The sequence below is a fragment of the Musicola keenii genome (assembly GCF_014855505.1).
Taxonomy (GTDB): Bacteria; Pseudomonadota; Gammaproteobacteria; order Enterobacterales; family Enterobacteriaceae; genus Musicola; species Musicola paradisiaca.
Map to the genome: position 1 here is coordinate 101,362 of NZ_JAAWVW010000006.1, position 14,748 is coordinate 116,109.

14 protein-coding genes are annotated in these 14,748 nt (G+C 56.5%); 8 read left to right on the top strand and 6 right to left on the bottom strand.

Going from position 1 to position 14,748, the window contains the following annotated elements:
- The first annotated feature begins 15 nt into the window (after window positions 1-15).
- The 6 genes from HEP82_RS08185 to fldB all read left to right on the top strand — a co-directional run bounded on the left by HEP82_RS08185 (window position 16) and on the right by fldB (window position 6,576).
- The gene (locus HEP82_RS08185; protein WP_192457635.1) at window positions 16-798 is read left to right on the top strand and encodes an IclR family transcriptional regulator; all 783 of its coding nucleotides are present in this window, start codon (window positions 16-18) and stop codon (window positions 796-798) included.
- A 33-nt stretch (window positions 799-831) separates the two neighbouring features.
- A complete protein-coding gene (rhmD, locus tag HEP82_RS08190; protein ID WP_192457636.1) occupies window positions 832-2,037 on the top strand; it encodes an L-rhamnonate dehydratase in 1,206 nt (401 codons plus the stop codon).
- 70 nt (window positions 2,038-2,107) lie between these two features.
- Window positions 2,108-3,394, top strand: a complete 1,287-nt coding sequence (locus HEP82_RS08195; RefSeq protein WP_192457637.1) for an MFS transporter — start codon at window positions 2,108-2,110, stop codon at window positions 3,392-3,394.
- 26 nt (window positions 3,395-3,420) lie between these two features.
- On the top strand, window positions 3,421-4,257 hold the full coding sequence (yfaU, locus tag HEP82_RS08200; RefSeq protein ID WP_015854963.1) for a 2-keto-3-deoxy-L-rhamnonate aldolase: 837 nt from the start codon (window positions 3,421-3,423) through the stop codon (window positions 4,255-4,257).
- Between the two features lie 320 nt (window positions 4,258-4,577).
- A complete protein-coding gene (locus HEP82_RS08205; RefSeq protein ID WP_192457638.1) occupies window positions 4,578-5,900 on the top strand; it encodes an MFS transporter in 1,323 nt (440 codons plus the stop codon).
- Window positions 5,901-6,057: 157 nt separating this feature from the next.
- Entirely contained in the window at window positions 6,058-6,576 is a 519-nt protein-coding gene (gene fldB, locus HEP82_RS08210; RefSeq protein ID WP_192457639.1) for a flavodoxin FldB, read from the top strand.
- A gap of 27 nt (window positions 6,577-6,603) precedes the next feature.
- Here the strand turns inward: fldB and HEP82_RS08215 are convergent, their stop codons facing one another.
- Window positions 6,604-7,032 (bottom strand): protein YgfX, encoded by a 429-nt coding sequence (locus HEP82_RS08215; protein WP_192457640.1) that lies wholly within the window; start codon window positions 7,030-7,032, stop codon window positions 6,604-6,606.
- Window positions 7,013-7,279, bottom strand: coding sequence for an FAD assembly factor SdhE (sdhE, locus tag HEP82_RS08220; protein ID WP_192457641.1), 267 nt, complete (start codon window positions 7,277-7,279; stop codon window positions 7,013-7,015). The genes HEP82_RS08215 and sdhE overlap by 20 nt, the downstream gene beginning before the upstream one ends.
- A gap of 238 nt (window positions 7,280-7,517) precedes the next feature.
- Here sdhE and ygfZ point away from each other — a divergent pair, with 238 nt between their 5' ends.
- Complete coding sequence (gene ygfZ / locus HEP82_RS08225; RefSeq protein WP_192457642.1) at window positions 7,518-8,504, top strand: tRNA-modifying protein YgfZ; 987 nt, start codon at window positions 7,518-7,520, stop codon at window positions 8,502-8,504.
- Between the two features lie 62 nt (window positions 8,505-8,566).
- On the opposite strand, the gene trhA is transcribed toward ygfZ, so the two are convergent.
- A complete protein-coding gene (trhA, locus tag HEP82_RS08230; RefSeq protein ID WP_192457643.1) occupies window positions 8,567-9,214 on the bottom strand; it encodes a PAQR family membrane homeostasis protein TrhA in 648 nt (215 codons plus the stop codon).
- A gap of 216 nt (window positions 9,215-9,430) precedes the next feature.
- Here trhA and HEP82_RS08235 point away from each other — a divergent pair, with 216 nt between their 5' ends.
- Complete coding sequence (locus tag HEP82_RS08235) at window positions 9,431-10,039, top strand: HD domain-containing protein (RefSeq protein ID WP_192457644.1); 609 nt, start codon at window positions 9,431-9,433, stop codon at window positions 10,037-10,039.
- A gap of 119 nt (window positions 10,040-10,158) precedes the next feature.
- Here the strand turns inward: HEP82_RS08235 and gcvP are convergent, their stop codons facing one another.
- The 3 genes from gcvP to gcvT form a co-directional block, all read right to left on the bottom strand.
- Window positions 10,159-13,032: an aminomethyl-transferring glycine dehydrogenase gene (gene gcvP / locus HEP82_RS08240; RefSeq protein WP_192457645.1), complete on the bottom strand. Its 2,874-nt coding sequence runs from the start codon at window positions 13,030-13,032 to the stop codon at window positions 10,159-10,161.
- 80 nt (window positions 13,033-13,112) lie between these two features.
- Window positions 13,113-13,523, bottom strand: a complete 411-nt coding sequence (gene gcvH, locus HEP82_RS08245) for a glycine cleavage system protein GcvH (protein WP_192457646.1) — start codon at window positions 13,521-13,523, stop codon at window positions 13,113-13,115.
- Window positions 13,524-13,553: 30 nt separating this feature from the next.
- The gene (gene gcvT, locus HEP82_RS08250) at window positions 13,554-14,654 is read right to left on the bottom strand and encodes a glycine cleavage system aminomethyltransferase GcvT (protein WP_192457647.1); all 1,101 of its coding nucleotides are present in this window, start codon (window positions 14,652-14,654) and stop codon (window positions 13,554-13,556) included.
- Between the last annotated feature and the right edge of the window lie 94 nt (window positions 14,655-14,748).

Genomic DNA, 14,748 nt, shown 5'->3' on the forward strand with positions numbered 1-14,748 from the left:
AGACAGGAGTCCAGTATGTTGGAATCAAGCAAAGTGCCGGCGCTAACCCGAGCGATAGAAATCATGAATCTGATCGCCCGCCGGGGCCCATTGCCCGCCGCTGCCATCATCGCCGAACTGGCGATCCCGAAAAGCACCGCCTATTTGTTGCTGACCGAGTTGAAACGGCATCGTTTCATTTCCGTGGATGTCAACGACAACTACTGCCTGTGGACCAAATTGGTAGAGCTGGCGGAGCACGCGCTCAGCAAAATCGATCTGCGCGATATCTCCCGCTCGCGTCTGACACAGTTGATGGAGCAAACCAACCTGCTGTGCCATCTGGGTATCATCGATAACGAAAATGCTTACTACATTCTGAAAATTGAGTCGCCATCCACCATCAGCGTGCGCTCTCACGAGGGAAAAAGCCTGTCGCTATCCCGCTCCGGCATCGGAAAATGTCTGCTCGCCTGGCAACCGGAGGCACAACGCGACCGGATTATCGACAGCCTCGATTTCACGGCCAAAACCCCACACACCCTCACCTCGCCGGAACAACTGCGTAACGAACTGAACAACATCCGCCGCCAGGGCTGGAGCTATGACCACGGCGAAGATTACGTGGATGTTCGCTGCGTCGCCGCACCGGTATTCAACGGCCGAAACGAACTCACTGCCGCCATTTCGGTGGTAGGGACACGGTTGCAAATCAATGATGACAACCGGGATCTGCTGGCGAGCCAAACTATCGCCTGCGCCAGGGACATATCTCGCTTACTGGGCTGGAGAAGTCCGTTCGAACTCCAGACAGCCTAAGCACACCATAACGATAACAGTGGAGAATGAAAGATGACCTTACCAACCATCAAACACGTCCGGGCCTGGTTTCTGGGCGGCGCCACCGCGGAAAAAGGCAGCGGCGGCGCGGATTACCACGACCAGGGCAACAATCACTGGATTGACGACCACATCGCCACACCGATGAGCAAATACAAACAGTACGAACAATCACGCCAGTCCTTCGGGATCAACGTACTGGGCACGCTGGTAGTGGAAGTGGAAGCCAGCAACGGCCAGACCGGTTTCGCCGTCTCCACCGCCGGAGAAATGGGGTGTTTTATCGTCGAAAAACACCTCAACCGCTTCATCGAAGGGAAATGCGTCAGCGATATCAAATTGATCCATGACCAGATGCTGGGTGCCACCCTGTACTATTCAGGTTCCGGCGGCCTGGTGATGAACACCATTTCCTGCGTTGATCTGGCACTGTGGGACCTGTTCGGCAAAGTGGTGGGATTACCGGTGTATAAACTGCTCGGCGGCGCAGTGCGCGATGAAATCCGCTTCTACGCCACCGGCGCACGCCCGGATCTGGCCAAGGAGATGGGATTTATCGGCGGCAAAATGCCGACCCACTGGGGCCCGCACGACGGCGATGCAGGCATCCGCAACGATGCAGCGATGGTGGCGGAGTTCCGTGAAAAATGCGGCCCGGATTTCTGGCTGATGTTGGATTGCTGGATGAGTCAGGACGTCAACTATGCCACCAAACTCGCCCACGCCTGCGCGCCTTATAACCTGAAATGGATCGAAGAGTGCCTACCGCCGCAGCAGTACGAAGGCTACCGCGAACTCAAACACAACGCGCCCGCCGGCATGATGGTCACGAGTGGCGAACACCACGGCACCCTGCAATCTTTCCGCACGCTGGCGGAAACCGGCATCGACATCATGCAACCAGACGTTGGCTGGTGCGGCGGCCTGACCACGCTTGTCGAAATCGCGGCCATCGCCAAATCCCGCGGACAACTGGTGGTGCCGCACGGTTCCTCCGTTTACTCCCATCATGCGGTGATCACCTTCACCAACACGCCGTTCAGCGAATTCCTGATGACCAGCCCGGACTGTTCGACGTTACGTCCACAGTTCGACCCTATCCTGATCGACGAACCGGTGCCGGTGAATGGCCGCATGCACAAGTCCGTGCTGGATAAACCGGGCTTCGGCGTCGAACTGAACCGGGAGCTCAAGCTACAGCGTCCCTACACTCACTGATCGCGCCGTCGCGGCCTGCGCGTCTGACGGCAGACCGCGATCCCCCATTACCTCTGACGAGGACGACACGATGAATACCGTTCTGGAAGGCGCGGTGAAGAAGAACCGCGCGCGTTTAATACCCTTTATGCTGGCGTTGTACATCCTGGCTTTTCTCGATCGCTCGAATATCGGGTTCGCCAAAGAGACCTACCAGTTAGATACCGGCCTGAGCAACGAGGCCTACGCCCTCGGCGCCGGCATTTTCTTTGTGGTGTACGCCTTCCTCGGCGTACCCGCAAACCTGTTGATGCGCAAATGGGGCGCTCGCCGCTGGATCGGCAGCACCACGGTGGTATGGGGCCTGCTCTCCACCGCGATGGGTTTTGCCGACAATGAAGCCAAATTCCTGCTCGTCCGCACACTGCTGGGCGCCGCAGAGGCCGGCTTCTTCCCTGGCATGATCTATCTGACCTCGCAATGGTTCCCGCAGAACCACCGCGGCCGCATTATGGGGCTGTTCTATATGGGGGCGCCGCTGGCGCTGACGCTGGGCTCGCCGCTGTCCGGCGCATTGCTGGAAATGCACGGTTTTATGGGGCACCCCGGCTGGTTCTGGATGTTTATCATTGAAGGCGGACTGGCGGTAGCGGCCGGCGTATACACCTTCTTCTACCTGGACGATACGCCGCAGCAGGCACGCTTTTTATCCGCAGAGGAAAAACGCACGCTGATCGCCGAACTGGCGGGTGAAGAAGAAAAGAAATCCGCCTCCCGCTTTACCGATGCCATCAGCAACGGCCGCGTCTGGCAACTGGCGCTAATTTACATGACCATCCAGATCGCGGTGTACGGCCTGATATTCTTCCTGCCGACACAGGTCGCGGCGCTGATGGGCACTAAAGTCGGTTTTGTCGCTTCGCTAGTCACCGCTATTCCCTGGGTCGCGGCACTGTTCGGCACGTTGCTGATCCCGCTGTATTCCGACAAAACCGGCAATCGCCGCAACGTTGCCGCCGTCACCCTGCTGTGCGCCGCGTTGGGCATCGGTATCTCCGGGCTGGTTAGCCCGCTGCTGGCGATTATCGCCCTGTGTGTTGCGGCTATCGGTTGCATCGCGGTACAACCGGTGTTCTGGACCATGCCGACCCAATTGCTATCCGGCACGGCACTGGCGGCAGGGATCGGCTTCATCAATCTGTTTGGCGCCATCGGCGGCTTTCTGGCGCCCCTCATCCGCGTCAAAGCCGAAGCCATGTTCCATAACAATGCGGCCGGTCTGTTGACGCTGGCCGGGGTCGCCATCATCGGCACGTTGATTATGCTCACTCTGAGCGTGGCAAAACAGGCGGCGCTGACCACTCAGGTCAATCGTTAACCCCCCTGGAAGTAAGGACGACTATCATGAACAGTGAGTTAGAGAAAAATACCTTGAGCGAGCGGGTATTGGTCAACCCATTCAAACGAGGACTGCAAACCGGAGAAGTACAGATCGGCCTTTGGCTGAGCAGCACGTCTTCCTACCTGGCGGAAATTGCGGCGACATCCTGCTATGACTGGTTGCTGATCGACGGCGAGCACGCACCCAATACTATGCAGGATCTCCACCACCAGTTGCAGGCTATCGCGTCATATGCCAGCCAGCCAGTCATCCGGCCGGTGGAAGGGCAACGCAGCATTATCAAGCAAGTGCTGGATATCGGCGCCCGCACACTGCTGATTCCGATGGTGGATACCGCCGAACAGGCCAGAGAGGTCGTGTCGGCCACCCGTTATCCGCCCCACGGCACCCGCGGTGTCGGCGCCAGCGTCGCCCGTGCCGCTCGTTGGGGACGGGTGGAACACTATATGGCGAAGGCCAATGATGAGCTATGCGTACTGATTCAAGCGGAAAGCAAAACCGCGCTGGATAACCTGGACGAGCTGTTGCAGGTGGACGGTATCGACGGCGTATTCATCGGCCCCGCCGACCTCTCCGCGTCGCTGGGCTACCCCGACAACCCCGGGCATCCGGAGGTGCAACGGATCATCGAACAGAGCATCCGCCGCATTCGCGCGGCTGGTAAGGCCGCTGGTTTCCTCGCCGTGGATCCGGACATGGCGAAAAAATGCATTGCCTGGGGCGCTAACTTTGTCGCCGTCGGCGTCGATACCATGCTCTACACCCAAGCGCTGGATGCGCGTCTGGCGATCTTTAAAACCGGCCTGACGGACGCGGCACCCGCCAAAACCAGCTACTAAACGCCGGGCACCGCCAGGGACGGCTGTGCCACCACGACGAACGGCAAAATAGCCACATGTTGCTCTGCTTAACCGTTTGTTGTCGGTAATTTCCCTGCGTGATCGTTCCCTTTGCATGTTTGGGGTTCTATCCGGAAATCATTCTCAACTTCATAACATCCTGTGGCAAAAACACAGGCCAAAGGCATTATATTTTCTGATTGTGAAGTATGGCGGAATGCCCTTGCAGCAATAGCTGTCGCCCAAAGCGGCATAGGTTTGAAAAGAACTTTTTTATATGCGTAGAATGGTGATCCACGTGTTAAAAAATGAAAAAACTTATGCAAGCATCCATCTCAACCATTGACAATGAAGCGCCAGAGGCGCCCGTAAACTCACGCAACAAAGTAGTGGTCGCCTCACTGGTCGGCACCGCTATCGAGTTCTTTGATTTTTATATTTATGCCACTGCGGCGGTGTTAATTTTCCCGCACATTTTCTTCCCGAAAGGCGATGAAACCGCAGCCACCCTGCAATCGCTGGCAACCTTCGCCATCGCGTTCGTCGCCCGTCCAATCGGTTCTGCGCTGTTTGGCCACTTTGGTGATCGCGTCGGACGCAAAGTCACTCTGGTCGCCTCGTTGTTGACCATGGGGATCTCCACCGTATTGATCGGCTTGCTGCCAAGCTACGAAACCATCGGCATTCTGGCGCCGCTGCTGTTGGCGTTGGCCCGTTTCGGCCAGGGGTTGGGGCTCGGCGGCGAATGGGGCGGCGCGGCGTTGCTGGCCACCGAAAACGCGCCGGCGCACAAACGCGCGCTGTACGGCTCTTTCCCGCAGTTGGGCGCACCTATCGGCTTTTTCTTCGCCAACGGTACGTTCCTGCTGCTCTCTTGGGCGTTGAGCAACGAACAGTTCATGAACTGGGGATGGCGCGTTCCTTTCATCGCTTCCGCCATACTGGTCATTATCGGCCTTTACGTGCGCGTATCCCTGCATGAATCACCGGTGTTTTCAAAAGCGATCAAATCTGGCAAGCAAGTCCGCGTTCCTTTGGGTACGCTGCTGACCCGTCATATGAAAGCCACCATCCTTGGCACATTCATCATGCTCGCCACTTATACGCTGTTCTACATCATGACGGTCTACTCCATGACTTACGGCACCACACCCGCGCCGGCCGGTCTGGGGATCCCGCGTAATAACTTCCTGTGGATGTTGATGATGGCCGTAATCGGTTTCGGATTGACCATTCCGATTGCAGGCTATCTCGCCGACACCATCGGTCGCCGCAAAACCATGATACTGGTGACTGTGAGTATGCTGGTATTTGCGATGCTGTTCCCATCGCTGCTGGGCTCCGGTAATCAAGCGTTGATCATGGCATTTCTGGTTATCGGTCTGAGTATGATGGGGCTGACCTTTGGCCCGATGGGCGCGCTGCTGCCCGAACTGTTCCCGACGGAAGTCCGTTATACCGGAGCCTCTTTCTCCTATAACGTCTCTTCCATTCTGGGTGCCTCCGTAGCGCCTTACATTGCCGCTTGGCTCACCAGCCACTATGGCCTGTTCTATGTCGGTTTGTATCTGGCGGCAATGGCTTCGCTGACGCTGCTGGCGCTGATTTTGACGAAAGAAACACGTCATCAGTCGCTGAGTTGATACCCAAAGGGATGGAGGGCCGCCCTTCATCCCTTATTCTTCCCCCGCTTCCCTGTACGGCTCCGCGATATTTCGTTAGGCTAACAGCCACCGTTTGGCGAGCTGCTGCACGTATCGCGCATATCGCCCCCACTGATGCAATCACATTTATACGCTTATGAAGATCGGACTTTTTTACGGTTCCAGCACTTGTTATACCGAAATGGCGGCAGAGAAAATCCGCGATGTTCTGGGAACCGAACTGGTAGAGATGAATAACGTCAGGGATGTCGATCCCCATCGAATGGAGCAGTACGACGTGCTGATCCTTGGCATTCCCACCTGGGATTTCGGCGAAATTCAGGAAGACTGGGAAAACATTTGGGCTCAACTGCCACGCCTAAATCTGACAGGAAAAATCGTGGCGCTGTTCGGCATGGGCGACCAAGTGGAATACAGCGAATGGTTTTTGGATGCGCTCGGTATGCTGCATCAACAGCTCAAACCACTGGGTGTCCGCTTTATTGGTTATTGGCCGGTGGCCGGCTACGATTTTACCAGCGCCAAACCGTTGACCGAGGATGGCAAACATTTTGTCGGGCTGGCGCTGGACGAGGTCAATCAATACGATCTGAGCGACGAACGTATCGGGCAGTGGTGTGAGCAAATTTTGTTGGAAATGGCGGCAATGTTGTAAGGCTGATGATTCGCTGACACCAGGGCGTCAGCGACGGGGGGATTCCGTAGAGTGAGAATGATATTGCCCGAGCAACTGGCACAGGTTCCGCCATTCATCGTTCCCCATACTGTCCGACGCCAGCCACAGCCGCTGCCGCCCTTTACCATCCACCGCCCGTAGCGACAGCAGCATGCCGCTCTTCAACATACAGGGACGCCGGATGATATCCCAGTCCCGATGCTGCCAACGCAAATGGCGATCGTCGCGCAACGAAATTTCGCCATGGCGAGACTTGATATTGCGCTGGCTGCGCACAAAACCGAACACCACCAGCGTTACCAATCCCAGCCAAACCAGCGCATACCCTTCCGGCCAAGGGGCCAGCAACACCAGCAGCAGCAATAGCCCATGCATCAGCAGTGAAAACAACTGCATCCGCCAGGATACACGCAAATCACATCGCCACAGGGCCACGATGTTTATTTCGCGTTTGAATGAGGGAAACCATGCGTTTCAGGTCAGGATCCGCCGGCTCGCCATGATTCATCAACCAGTTGAACAGATCGGGATCGTCACACTGCAGTAAACGAACGAAATGGTGCTTATCGTCATCGTTCAGGTTGTCATATTCATGCTCGAAAAACGGCATGATGGAGATATCCAGTTCGCGCATTCCGCGCCGGCAAGCCCAATGAATACGTGCCTTATTATCAATATCCATGTTCTCTAACCCACAGTTGACGGTTCATACCGCAGTACCCGGTTATTCTACCCGATTGACATCGTCTAATAGTAACACTTTGACATATTTTAGCCCGTTTTATTCATTACAACCGGCATTCCGCGAGCCAATTCGCATAAGCCAGGTTCGCCTTCTCCACCAATAAGCGCTTGCAAAGCATCCCCGCTCTTTTACCATTAAGCCATTCGCTAAAAGCACTTGCAGGCAGGATCCTACTATGGCTATTCGTTTTCCGTTTACCCCAAAACCGCTGTTTGCCGCATCGCAGCTCGATGCCACGCTCATTTCGCTGGAAGATTGGGCGCTGGTCACGCTGACAGGGCCGGACACCGTCAAATATCTGCAAGGGCAGCTCACCGCCGACATCACTGCGTTACAGCCTCACCAGCACACCCTAAGCGCGCATTGCGACGCCAAAGGGAAAATGTGGAGCGACCTGAGACTGTTCCACTACGGCGACGGACTGGCCTATATCGAACGTCGCAGCGTGCGGGAAAACCAACTCAGCGAACTGAAGAAATACGCGGTTTTCTCCAAAATCACGTTGAGCACGGATGACGACGCTGTCCTGCTTGGGGCGGCTGGTCATGAAATCCGCATGCAATTAGCCACTCAGTTTTCCTCTCTTCCCGATGCAGACACCCCGGTAGTACAGCAGGACGGCGCCACGCTGTTGTATCTGCCGCAACCTACCGAACGTTTCCTGTTGGTACTCACGCCGGAAACAGCGCACTCGCTGGTTGCCGCATTTGAGCACCGCATCGCCTTCAATGACAGCCGCCAGTGGCTGGCGCTGGACATAGCCGCCGGCCAACCCATTATTGACAGCGCTAACAGCGCGCAGTTCATTCCTCAAGCCACCAATTTGCAGGCATTACAGGCGATTAGCTTTACCAAGGGGTGCTATACCGGCCAGGAAATGGTAGCGCGCGCCAAATATCGTGGCGCCAACAAGCGCGCGCTCTACTGGTTGTCGGGCACAGCGGCGTCATTGCCGTCCGCCGGCGATGAACTGGAATGGCAATTAGGGGATAACTGGCGACGCACCGGGACAGTGCTGGCGGCCAGCCGATTACAAGATGACACGGTCTGGGTGCAAGCGGTTCTGAACAACGATCTGGCGCCCGATAGCACACTGCGCGTGCGGGAAGACGAGAGCAGCAACCTGGCGATTCAACCGTTGCCTTACTCTCTGGCGGAATAATACTTCCATCCAGCCACAAATAAGCCCGCATGCGGGCTTATTTATTCGAGCAGGGACTGAGATTACACGTACAGATAAATCGCCAGAAAATGGCAGACACTCCCCCCCAGCACAAACCCGTGCCAGATGGCATGATTGAACGGAATCCGCCTGGAGACGTAAAACACCACCCCTAACGTATAAATCGCGCCGCCAATGGCCAGCAGGGTGATGCCCGCTGCTGAAAGCGTCATGGCCAACTGATAGATCACGATCAGCGACAACCAGCCCATCGTCAAATAGGTGATAAGCGACAGCACTTCAAAACGGTGGGCAAACGCCAGTTTGAAGATCACACCCAACAGCGCCAGGCTCCAGATAGTAATCATCAAACCGTCCGCCAGCGGAGAATTCAGCCCCACCAACAGGAAAGGCGTGTAAGTGCCGGCAATCAGCAGATATATCGCACAGTGATCAAATTTTTTCAGCCAACGCTTAGCGCGCTGATGAGGAATAGCGTGATACAGCGTGGAGGCAAGGAACAGCAGAATCAGACTGCCGCCATAAAGGCTGTAACTGGTAATCGCCATGGTACCTGCGCCATTATTGACTGCCTGCACCAACAACAGCACCAACCCGACAATACCGAAAATAAAACCGATCCCATGACTAACGCTATTCGCAATTTCCTCTGCCAGCGTATAACCCGAGTCCCGCACATTCTTTGTCATTGCCAACCTCTTACTTTTTTGCTCAGCCCGCGACCAAGAGGCATCCCTACCCTGTTGAACAAGCTTTGCGCAGCTTAACTGAGAACAATTCCAGTGTACACCTGTACGCTAAAATAAAAACGCAGCAACGCTACCTATCTAAGAGTGTCATTCCTTGTGTTTTTCTCCTTAACATCCCCTACAATTGCCACAATTTCATGACAAGAGATAAGTCGAATGTCGCAAGCAACCCCCGTGCTGGACTTTGGTTCAATGACCAACGTAGTCCGGTTTCTGATAGAGATCGATAAACTTAAAACGGTGCAGCGCCGCACTAAAATCATCGGCACGTCGCGTCAGGAAGACTCTGCCGAGCACAGTTGGCATTTTGCGGTATCGGTGATGAGCCTGGCGCCGTTCACCGGGCCGGACGTAGATATTCAACGTGTTATTCAGATGGCGTTACTGCACGACATCGTCGAGATCGACGTCGGCGACGTACTGGTATACGACCTGCAGGCACGTGCCGCAGTCGAGGAGCAGGAGCAGGCGGCGGCCCGACGTATTTTCGGCTTGCTGCCGGAGCCACAAAACAGCCACTTTTTGCAACTGTGGCAAGAATATGAAATGGGCGAAACGCCCAGCGCGCGTTTTGCCCAACTGGTGGATCGCGTCATCCCGATCCTGATCAACCTGCACAACCAGGGGCAAAGCTGGGTGGAAAACGGTATCCGTCTGGAACAGGTGATTAATCGCAACGCCTTTATCGAATCCATCAACCCGGAGCTATGGCGTTATCTGCAACAGCACCTGAAAGAGGCACAGCGAAACGGGTGGTTGAAATAGCACGTTGATACGGCACAACGTGCCGCTTATCAATGCACTCATCGCTTAATTTTTACCGCTCCCCCCGCGTCCTTATTCGGGAGACGAGTCTCCCGAATGTGCTTTTCCGATAGCTGCGCTTACTGATATTCGCTCATCGGTACGCAGGAGCAGAACAGGTTACGGTCGCCGTACACATCATCCAGACGCTTCACCGCTGGCCAATATTTGTGCGACTGCCCGGCAGGGAACGCAGCCAGTTCACGGCTGTAGGCATGCGGCCATTCACCGGCCAGCTCGGTCTGCGTATGCGGCGCATTCACCAGCGGGTTATCGTCCTGCGGCCATTCGCCCGCGACGACTCGCTCGATCTCGGCATGAATCGCCAACATGGCGTCGATAAAGCGATCCAACTCCACTTTGCTTTCCGATTCGGTCGGTTCAATCATTAACGTTCCCGCTACCGGAAACGACATGGTCGGCGCATGGAAACCGTAATCGATCAGACGTTTGGCGACATCCATCTCACTAATGCCAGTACGCTCTTTCAGCGGCCGAATATCCAGAATGCACTCGTGCGCCACCAAGCCATTCCGGCCGGTATACAACACCGGGTAGGCGTCTTTCAAACGGGTCGCAATATAGTTGGCGTTTAGGATCGCCACCTGGCTGGCCTGCTTCAACCCTTCCGCACCCATCATACGGATATACATCCAGCTAATGGGCAGAATGGAAGCGCTACCGAATGGCGCGGCGGATACCGCCCCTTGTCGGGTCAGCAATTCGTCGATCTGCACCACCTGATGCCCGGGAACAAACGGCGCCAGATGCGCTTTCACGCCAATCGGCCCCATACCAGGGCCGCCGCCGCCGTGCGGGATGCAGAAGGTTTTATGCAGATTGAGGTGCGATACATCAGCACCGATATACCCCGGCGAGGTGATGCCCACCTGCGCGTTCATGTTGGCGCCGTCCAGATACACCTGCCCACCGTACTGATGGACGATCTGACACACTTCGCGAATGGTTTCCTCGTACACACCATGCGTCGACGGGTAAGTGACCATGATGCAGGAAAGCTGGTTGCCCGCCTGCTGCGCCTTGTCGCGCAGATCGTGCAAGTCGATATTACCCTGCTTATCGCAGGCCACCACCACCACCTGCATACCCGCCATCTGCGCGGATGCCGGGTTGGTGCCGTGGGCGGAACTCGGGATCAAACAGATGCTGCGCTTACCCTCGTTGCGGCTTTCATGATAGCGGCGGATCGCCAGCAGGCCGGCATATTCGCCCTGCGCGCCGGAGTTAGGTTGCATGCATACCGCGTCGTAACCGGTCAGTTGCACCAGCCAGGAAGAGAGTTGCTCGATCAACACGCGGTAGCCCTGCGCCTGTTCCGGCGGACAGAACGGATGCAGTTCGGCGAATTCCGGCCAGGTGATCGGCAGCATTTCGGCCACGGCGTTAAGTTTCATGGTGCAGGAACCCAGCGGGATCATCGCCTGATTCAGCGCCAGATCCTTACTTTCCAACCGATGCAGATAACGCATCATGTCGGTTTCACTGTGATAGCGGTTGAACACTGGGTGCGCCAGAATAACATCGTCGCGCAGCAACGTTGCCGGAACAGACGCTGTGCCGGCGCTTACCGCCGCATCCAGCGTATCGATATCCAGGCCGTGATCGTCGCCCAACAGCACGGCGAACAACGCCAGCACATCGAAACGGGTAGTGGTTTCGTCCAATGCGATACCCACCGCACCATCCAGATCGGCACGCAAGTTGATGCCGAGATTCCGAGCCCGGCTCAGTATCGCTGTGTTGTCCGCCACGTTGACCGTCAGCGTGTCGAACCAGGTGTCGTGACGCAGTGTCAGCCCAGCCTGTCGCAGCCCCGCCGCCAGAATATCGGCCAACCGGTGGATTCGCTGCGCAATGCGCTTCAAGCCCTGCGGGCCGTGATAAACGGCGTACATTCCGGCGATATTGGCCAGCAGTACCTGCGAGGTACAAATATTGGAGTTGGCTTTTTCACGGCGGATATGCTGTTCGCGCGTCTGCATCGCCATACGCAGTGCGATGTTGCCTGCGGCGTCGCGCGATACCCCGATGATACGTCCAGGCATGGCGCGCTTATATTCATCGCGACAGGCAAAAAACGCGGCGTGCGGGCCGCCATAACCCATCGGCACGCCGAAACGCTGCGCTGACCCCAGCACGATATCCGCGCCCTGCGCGCCCGGCGAAGTCAGCAGCACCAGCGCCATGATATCCGCCACCACGCTGCAAATGACCTTGCGCGCCTTGAGCGCTGCCATCAACGCGCCGTAGTCGTGCAGTTCGCCGGTGGTGCCGGCCTGTTGCAACAATACGCCGAAGATATCGTCATGGTTCAACGCTTCATCGGCCTTGCCGACAATCACATCAAAACCGAAGGTTTGCGCACGGGTGCGCACGACATCCAGCGTTTGCGGATGCACATCATCCGCGACAAAGAAACGGTTTGCCTGCTTGAGTTTGCTGACGCGCCGGGCCATCGCCATCGCTTCCGCCGCGGCGGTCGCTTCATCCAGCAACGAGGCGGAAGCCAGATCAAGCCCCGTCAGATCCTGCGTCAACTGTTGAAAATTCAATAGCGCTTCCAGTCGCCCCTGAGACACTTCCGGCTGATACGGCGTGTAAGCGGTATACCAACCCGGATTCTCCAGCACGTTGCGTAGGATCACCGGCGGTGTCAGTACCGCATGGTACCCCATGCCGATATAGCTTTTGAAACGCTGGTTACGGCTGGCGATCGCCTTCAGTTCGGCCAGCGCCTGATGTTCCGTCGTCGCCTCGCCCACTGCCGGCGGCGCGGCCAGTTGGATATCGGCGGGAACAATCTGGCGGATCAGCGCATCCAGAGAATCCGCGCCAATTGTGGTCAGCATCTGCTGCTGTTGTTCAACGGACGGACCAAGATGACGCTCCACAAAAGCGCTGTTCTGTTCAAGTTGACTGAGAGTCTGGGTCATTAGGGGAGTTTCCTGCATCACACAAAATCAAGCGGACAACAAAATGCCCCGCCACGGCAAGGGTGAACGGGGCATCTCAATTACTCGTCTTCGTCGCCGTCTTCTTCTTCCAACAGCGCCTGGTAGCCTGCGGCATCCAGCAGTTCGTTCAGTTCGGATTCGTCAGACGCTTTGATACGGAACAACCAACCCTCCGCGTAAGGCGCGCTGTTGACCAGCTCCGGAGCGCCTTCCAGCTCTTCATTGATAGCCACGATTTCACCGCTGATCGGAGCGTACACATCCGACGCCGCCTTCACGGACTCCGCCACGGCGCAGTCATCACCCGCGTTCACCACGCTGCCGATTTCCGGCAGATCGATGAAGACCATATCACCCAATAGCTCCTGGGCATGTTCAGTAATACCGATGCTATAAACACCGTTACCCTCCGCCATCACCCATTCATGAGACGAGGTATATTTTAGTTCTGCCGGAACATTGCTGCTCATTGCTACCTTCTCCTTCCATTCAAGCCAAAATTAAAACTGAACAACCGCTTTACCTGCGCGAACAAAATTCGGTTTGGTCACGCGCACCGGCATCTCGCGGTTGCGAATCAGAACGATTGCCTGCTCGCCAATCCCCTGCGGAACACGGGCCAACGCGATGCTGACACCCAGAGTGGGCGAGAATGACCCGCTGGTGATCACCCCTTCGCGCACCACGCCCTGATCATCAGTAAACTGCACCGTCTGGCCATGACGCAATACCCCTTTCTCCGTCATCACCAAGCCCACCAATTGTTCGGTGCCCGCATCACGCTGACGTTCCAGCGCATCACGCCCGATAAACCGGCGATCGTCCGGCTGCCAGACGATAGTCCACCCCATATTGGCGGCCAGCGGCGAAACCGTTTCGTCCATATCCTGGCCATAGAGATTCATGCCCGCTTCCAGGCGCAAGGTATCACGAGCGCCGAGCCCGCAGGGCTTCACACCGAGCGCCAGCAGTTGCTGCCAGAAACTGACCGCCAGCTCCCGCGGCAGCGCGATTTCATAGCCCGCTTCGCCAGTATAGCCAGTGGTGGCGACGAACAGGTTATCAGCCTGTACGCCAAAGAACGGTTTCATCCCCGCTACCTGCGCACGCTGAGCATCGCTGAACAAACTGCGGGTTTTCTCCTGCGCCAGCGGCCCCTGTACGGCGATCAGCGACAGATCGTCGCGCTCGCGGATCTCCACCGAGAAAGGCGCTGCCTGCTCGCGGATCCAGGCCAGATCTTTTTCGCGCGTGGCGGAGTTGACCACCAGACGGAAATAATCTTCCTGTAGAAAATAGACGATCAGGTCATCAATCACGCCGGCGGACGGCGTCAGCATGGCGGTATACAACGCCTTACCGGACTGCGTCAGTTTGGCAACATCATTTGCCAGCAAATAACGCAGAAATTCGCGGGTACGCGCGCCATGCAGATCCACAATCGTCATGTGGGAAACATCAAACATGCCGGCGCTGTTGCGTACCGTGTGGTGTTCTTCCAGTTGAGAACCGTAATGCAGCGGCATCATCCAGCCGTGAAAATCCACCATTTTGGCGCCATCGGCCAGGTGTTGCTCATACAACGGGGTTTGCTTTGCCATCTTTTCCCTCTCGGTCAACGGTGCAAGACAGTGCTTCTTTCACTGCGCAAACGTTTATCTTGGAACTGAACTTACCACCGTTGCTTGCGCTTCA

Bases quoted from the DNA above. Each gene is read 5' to 3' on its own strand.
- HEP82_RS08185 (WP_192457635.1), top strand. From the start codon at position 16: ATGTTGGAATCAAGCAAAGTGCCGGCGCTAACCCGAGCGATAGAAATC.
- rhmD (WP_192457636.1), top strand. From the start codon at position 832: ATGACCTTACCAACCATCAAACACGTCCGGGCCTGGTTTCTGGGCGGC.
- HEP82_RS08195 (WP_192457637.1), top strand. From the start codon at position 2,108: ATGAATACCGTTCTGGAAGGCGCGGTGAAGAAGAACCGCGCGCGTTTA.
- yfaU (WP_015854963.1), top strand. From the start codon at position 3,421: ATGAACAGTGAGTTAGAGAAAAATACCTTGAGCGAGCGGGTATTGGTC.
- HEP82_RS08205 (WP_192457638.1), top strand. From the start codon at position 4,578: ATGCAAGCATCCATCTCAACCATTGACAATGAAGCGCCAGAGGCGCCC.
- fldB (WP_192457639.1), top strand. From the start codon at position 6,058: ATGAAGATCGGACTTTTTTACGGTTCCAGCACTTGTTATACCGAAATG.
- sdhE (WP_192457641.1), bottom strand. From the start codon at position 7,279: ATGGATATTGATAATAAGGCACGTATTCATTGGGCTTGCCGGCGCGGA.
- ygfZ (WP_192457642.1), top strand. From the start codon at position 7,518: ATGGCTATTCGTTTTCCGTTTACCCCAAAACCGCTGTTTGCCGCATCG.
- trhA (WP_192457643.1), bottom strand. From the start codon at position 9,214: ATGACAAAGAATGTGCGGGACTCGGGTTATACGCTGGCAGAGGAAATT.
- HEP82_RS08235 (WP_192457644.1), top strand. From the start codon at position 9,431: ATGTCGCAAGCAACCCCCGTGCTGGACTTTGGTTCAATGACCAACGTA.
- gcvP (WP_192457645.1), bottom strand. From the start codon at position 13,032: ATGACCCAGACTCTCAGTCAACTTGAACAGAACAGCGCTTTTGTGGAG.
- gcvH (WP_192457646.1), bottom strand. From the start codon at position 13,523: ATGAGCAGCAATGTTCCGGCAGAACTAAAATATACCTCGTCTCATGAA.
- gcvT (WP_192457647.1), bottom strand. From the start codon at position 14,654: ATGGCAAAGCAAACCCCGTTGTATGAGCAACACCTGGCCGATGGCGCC.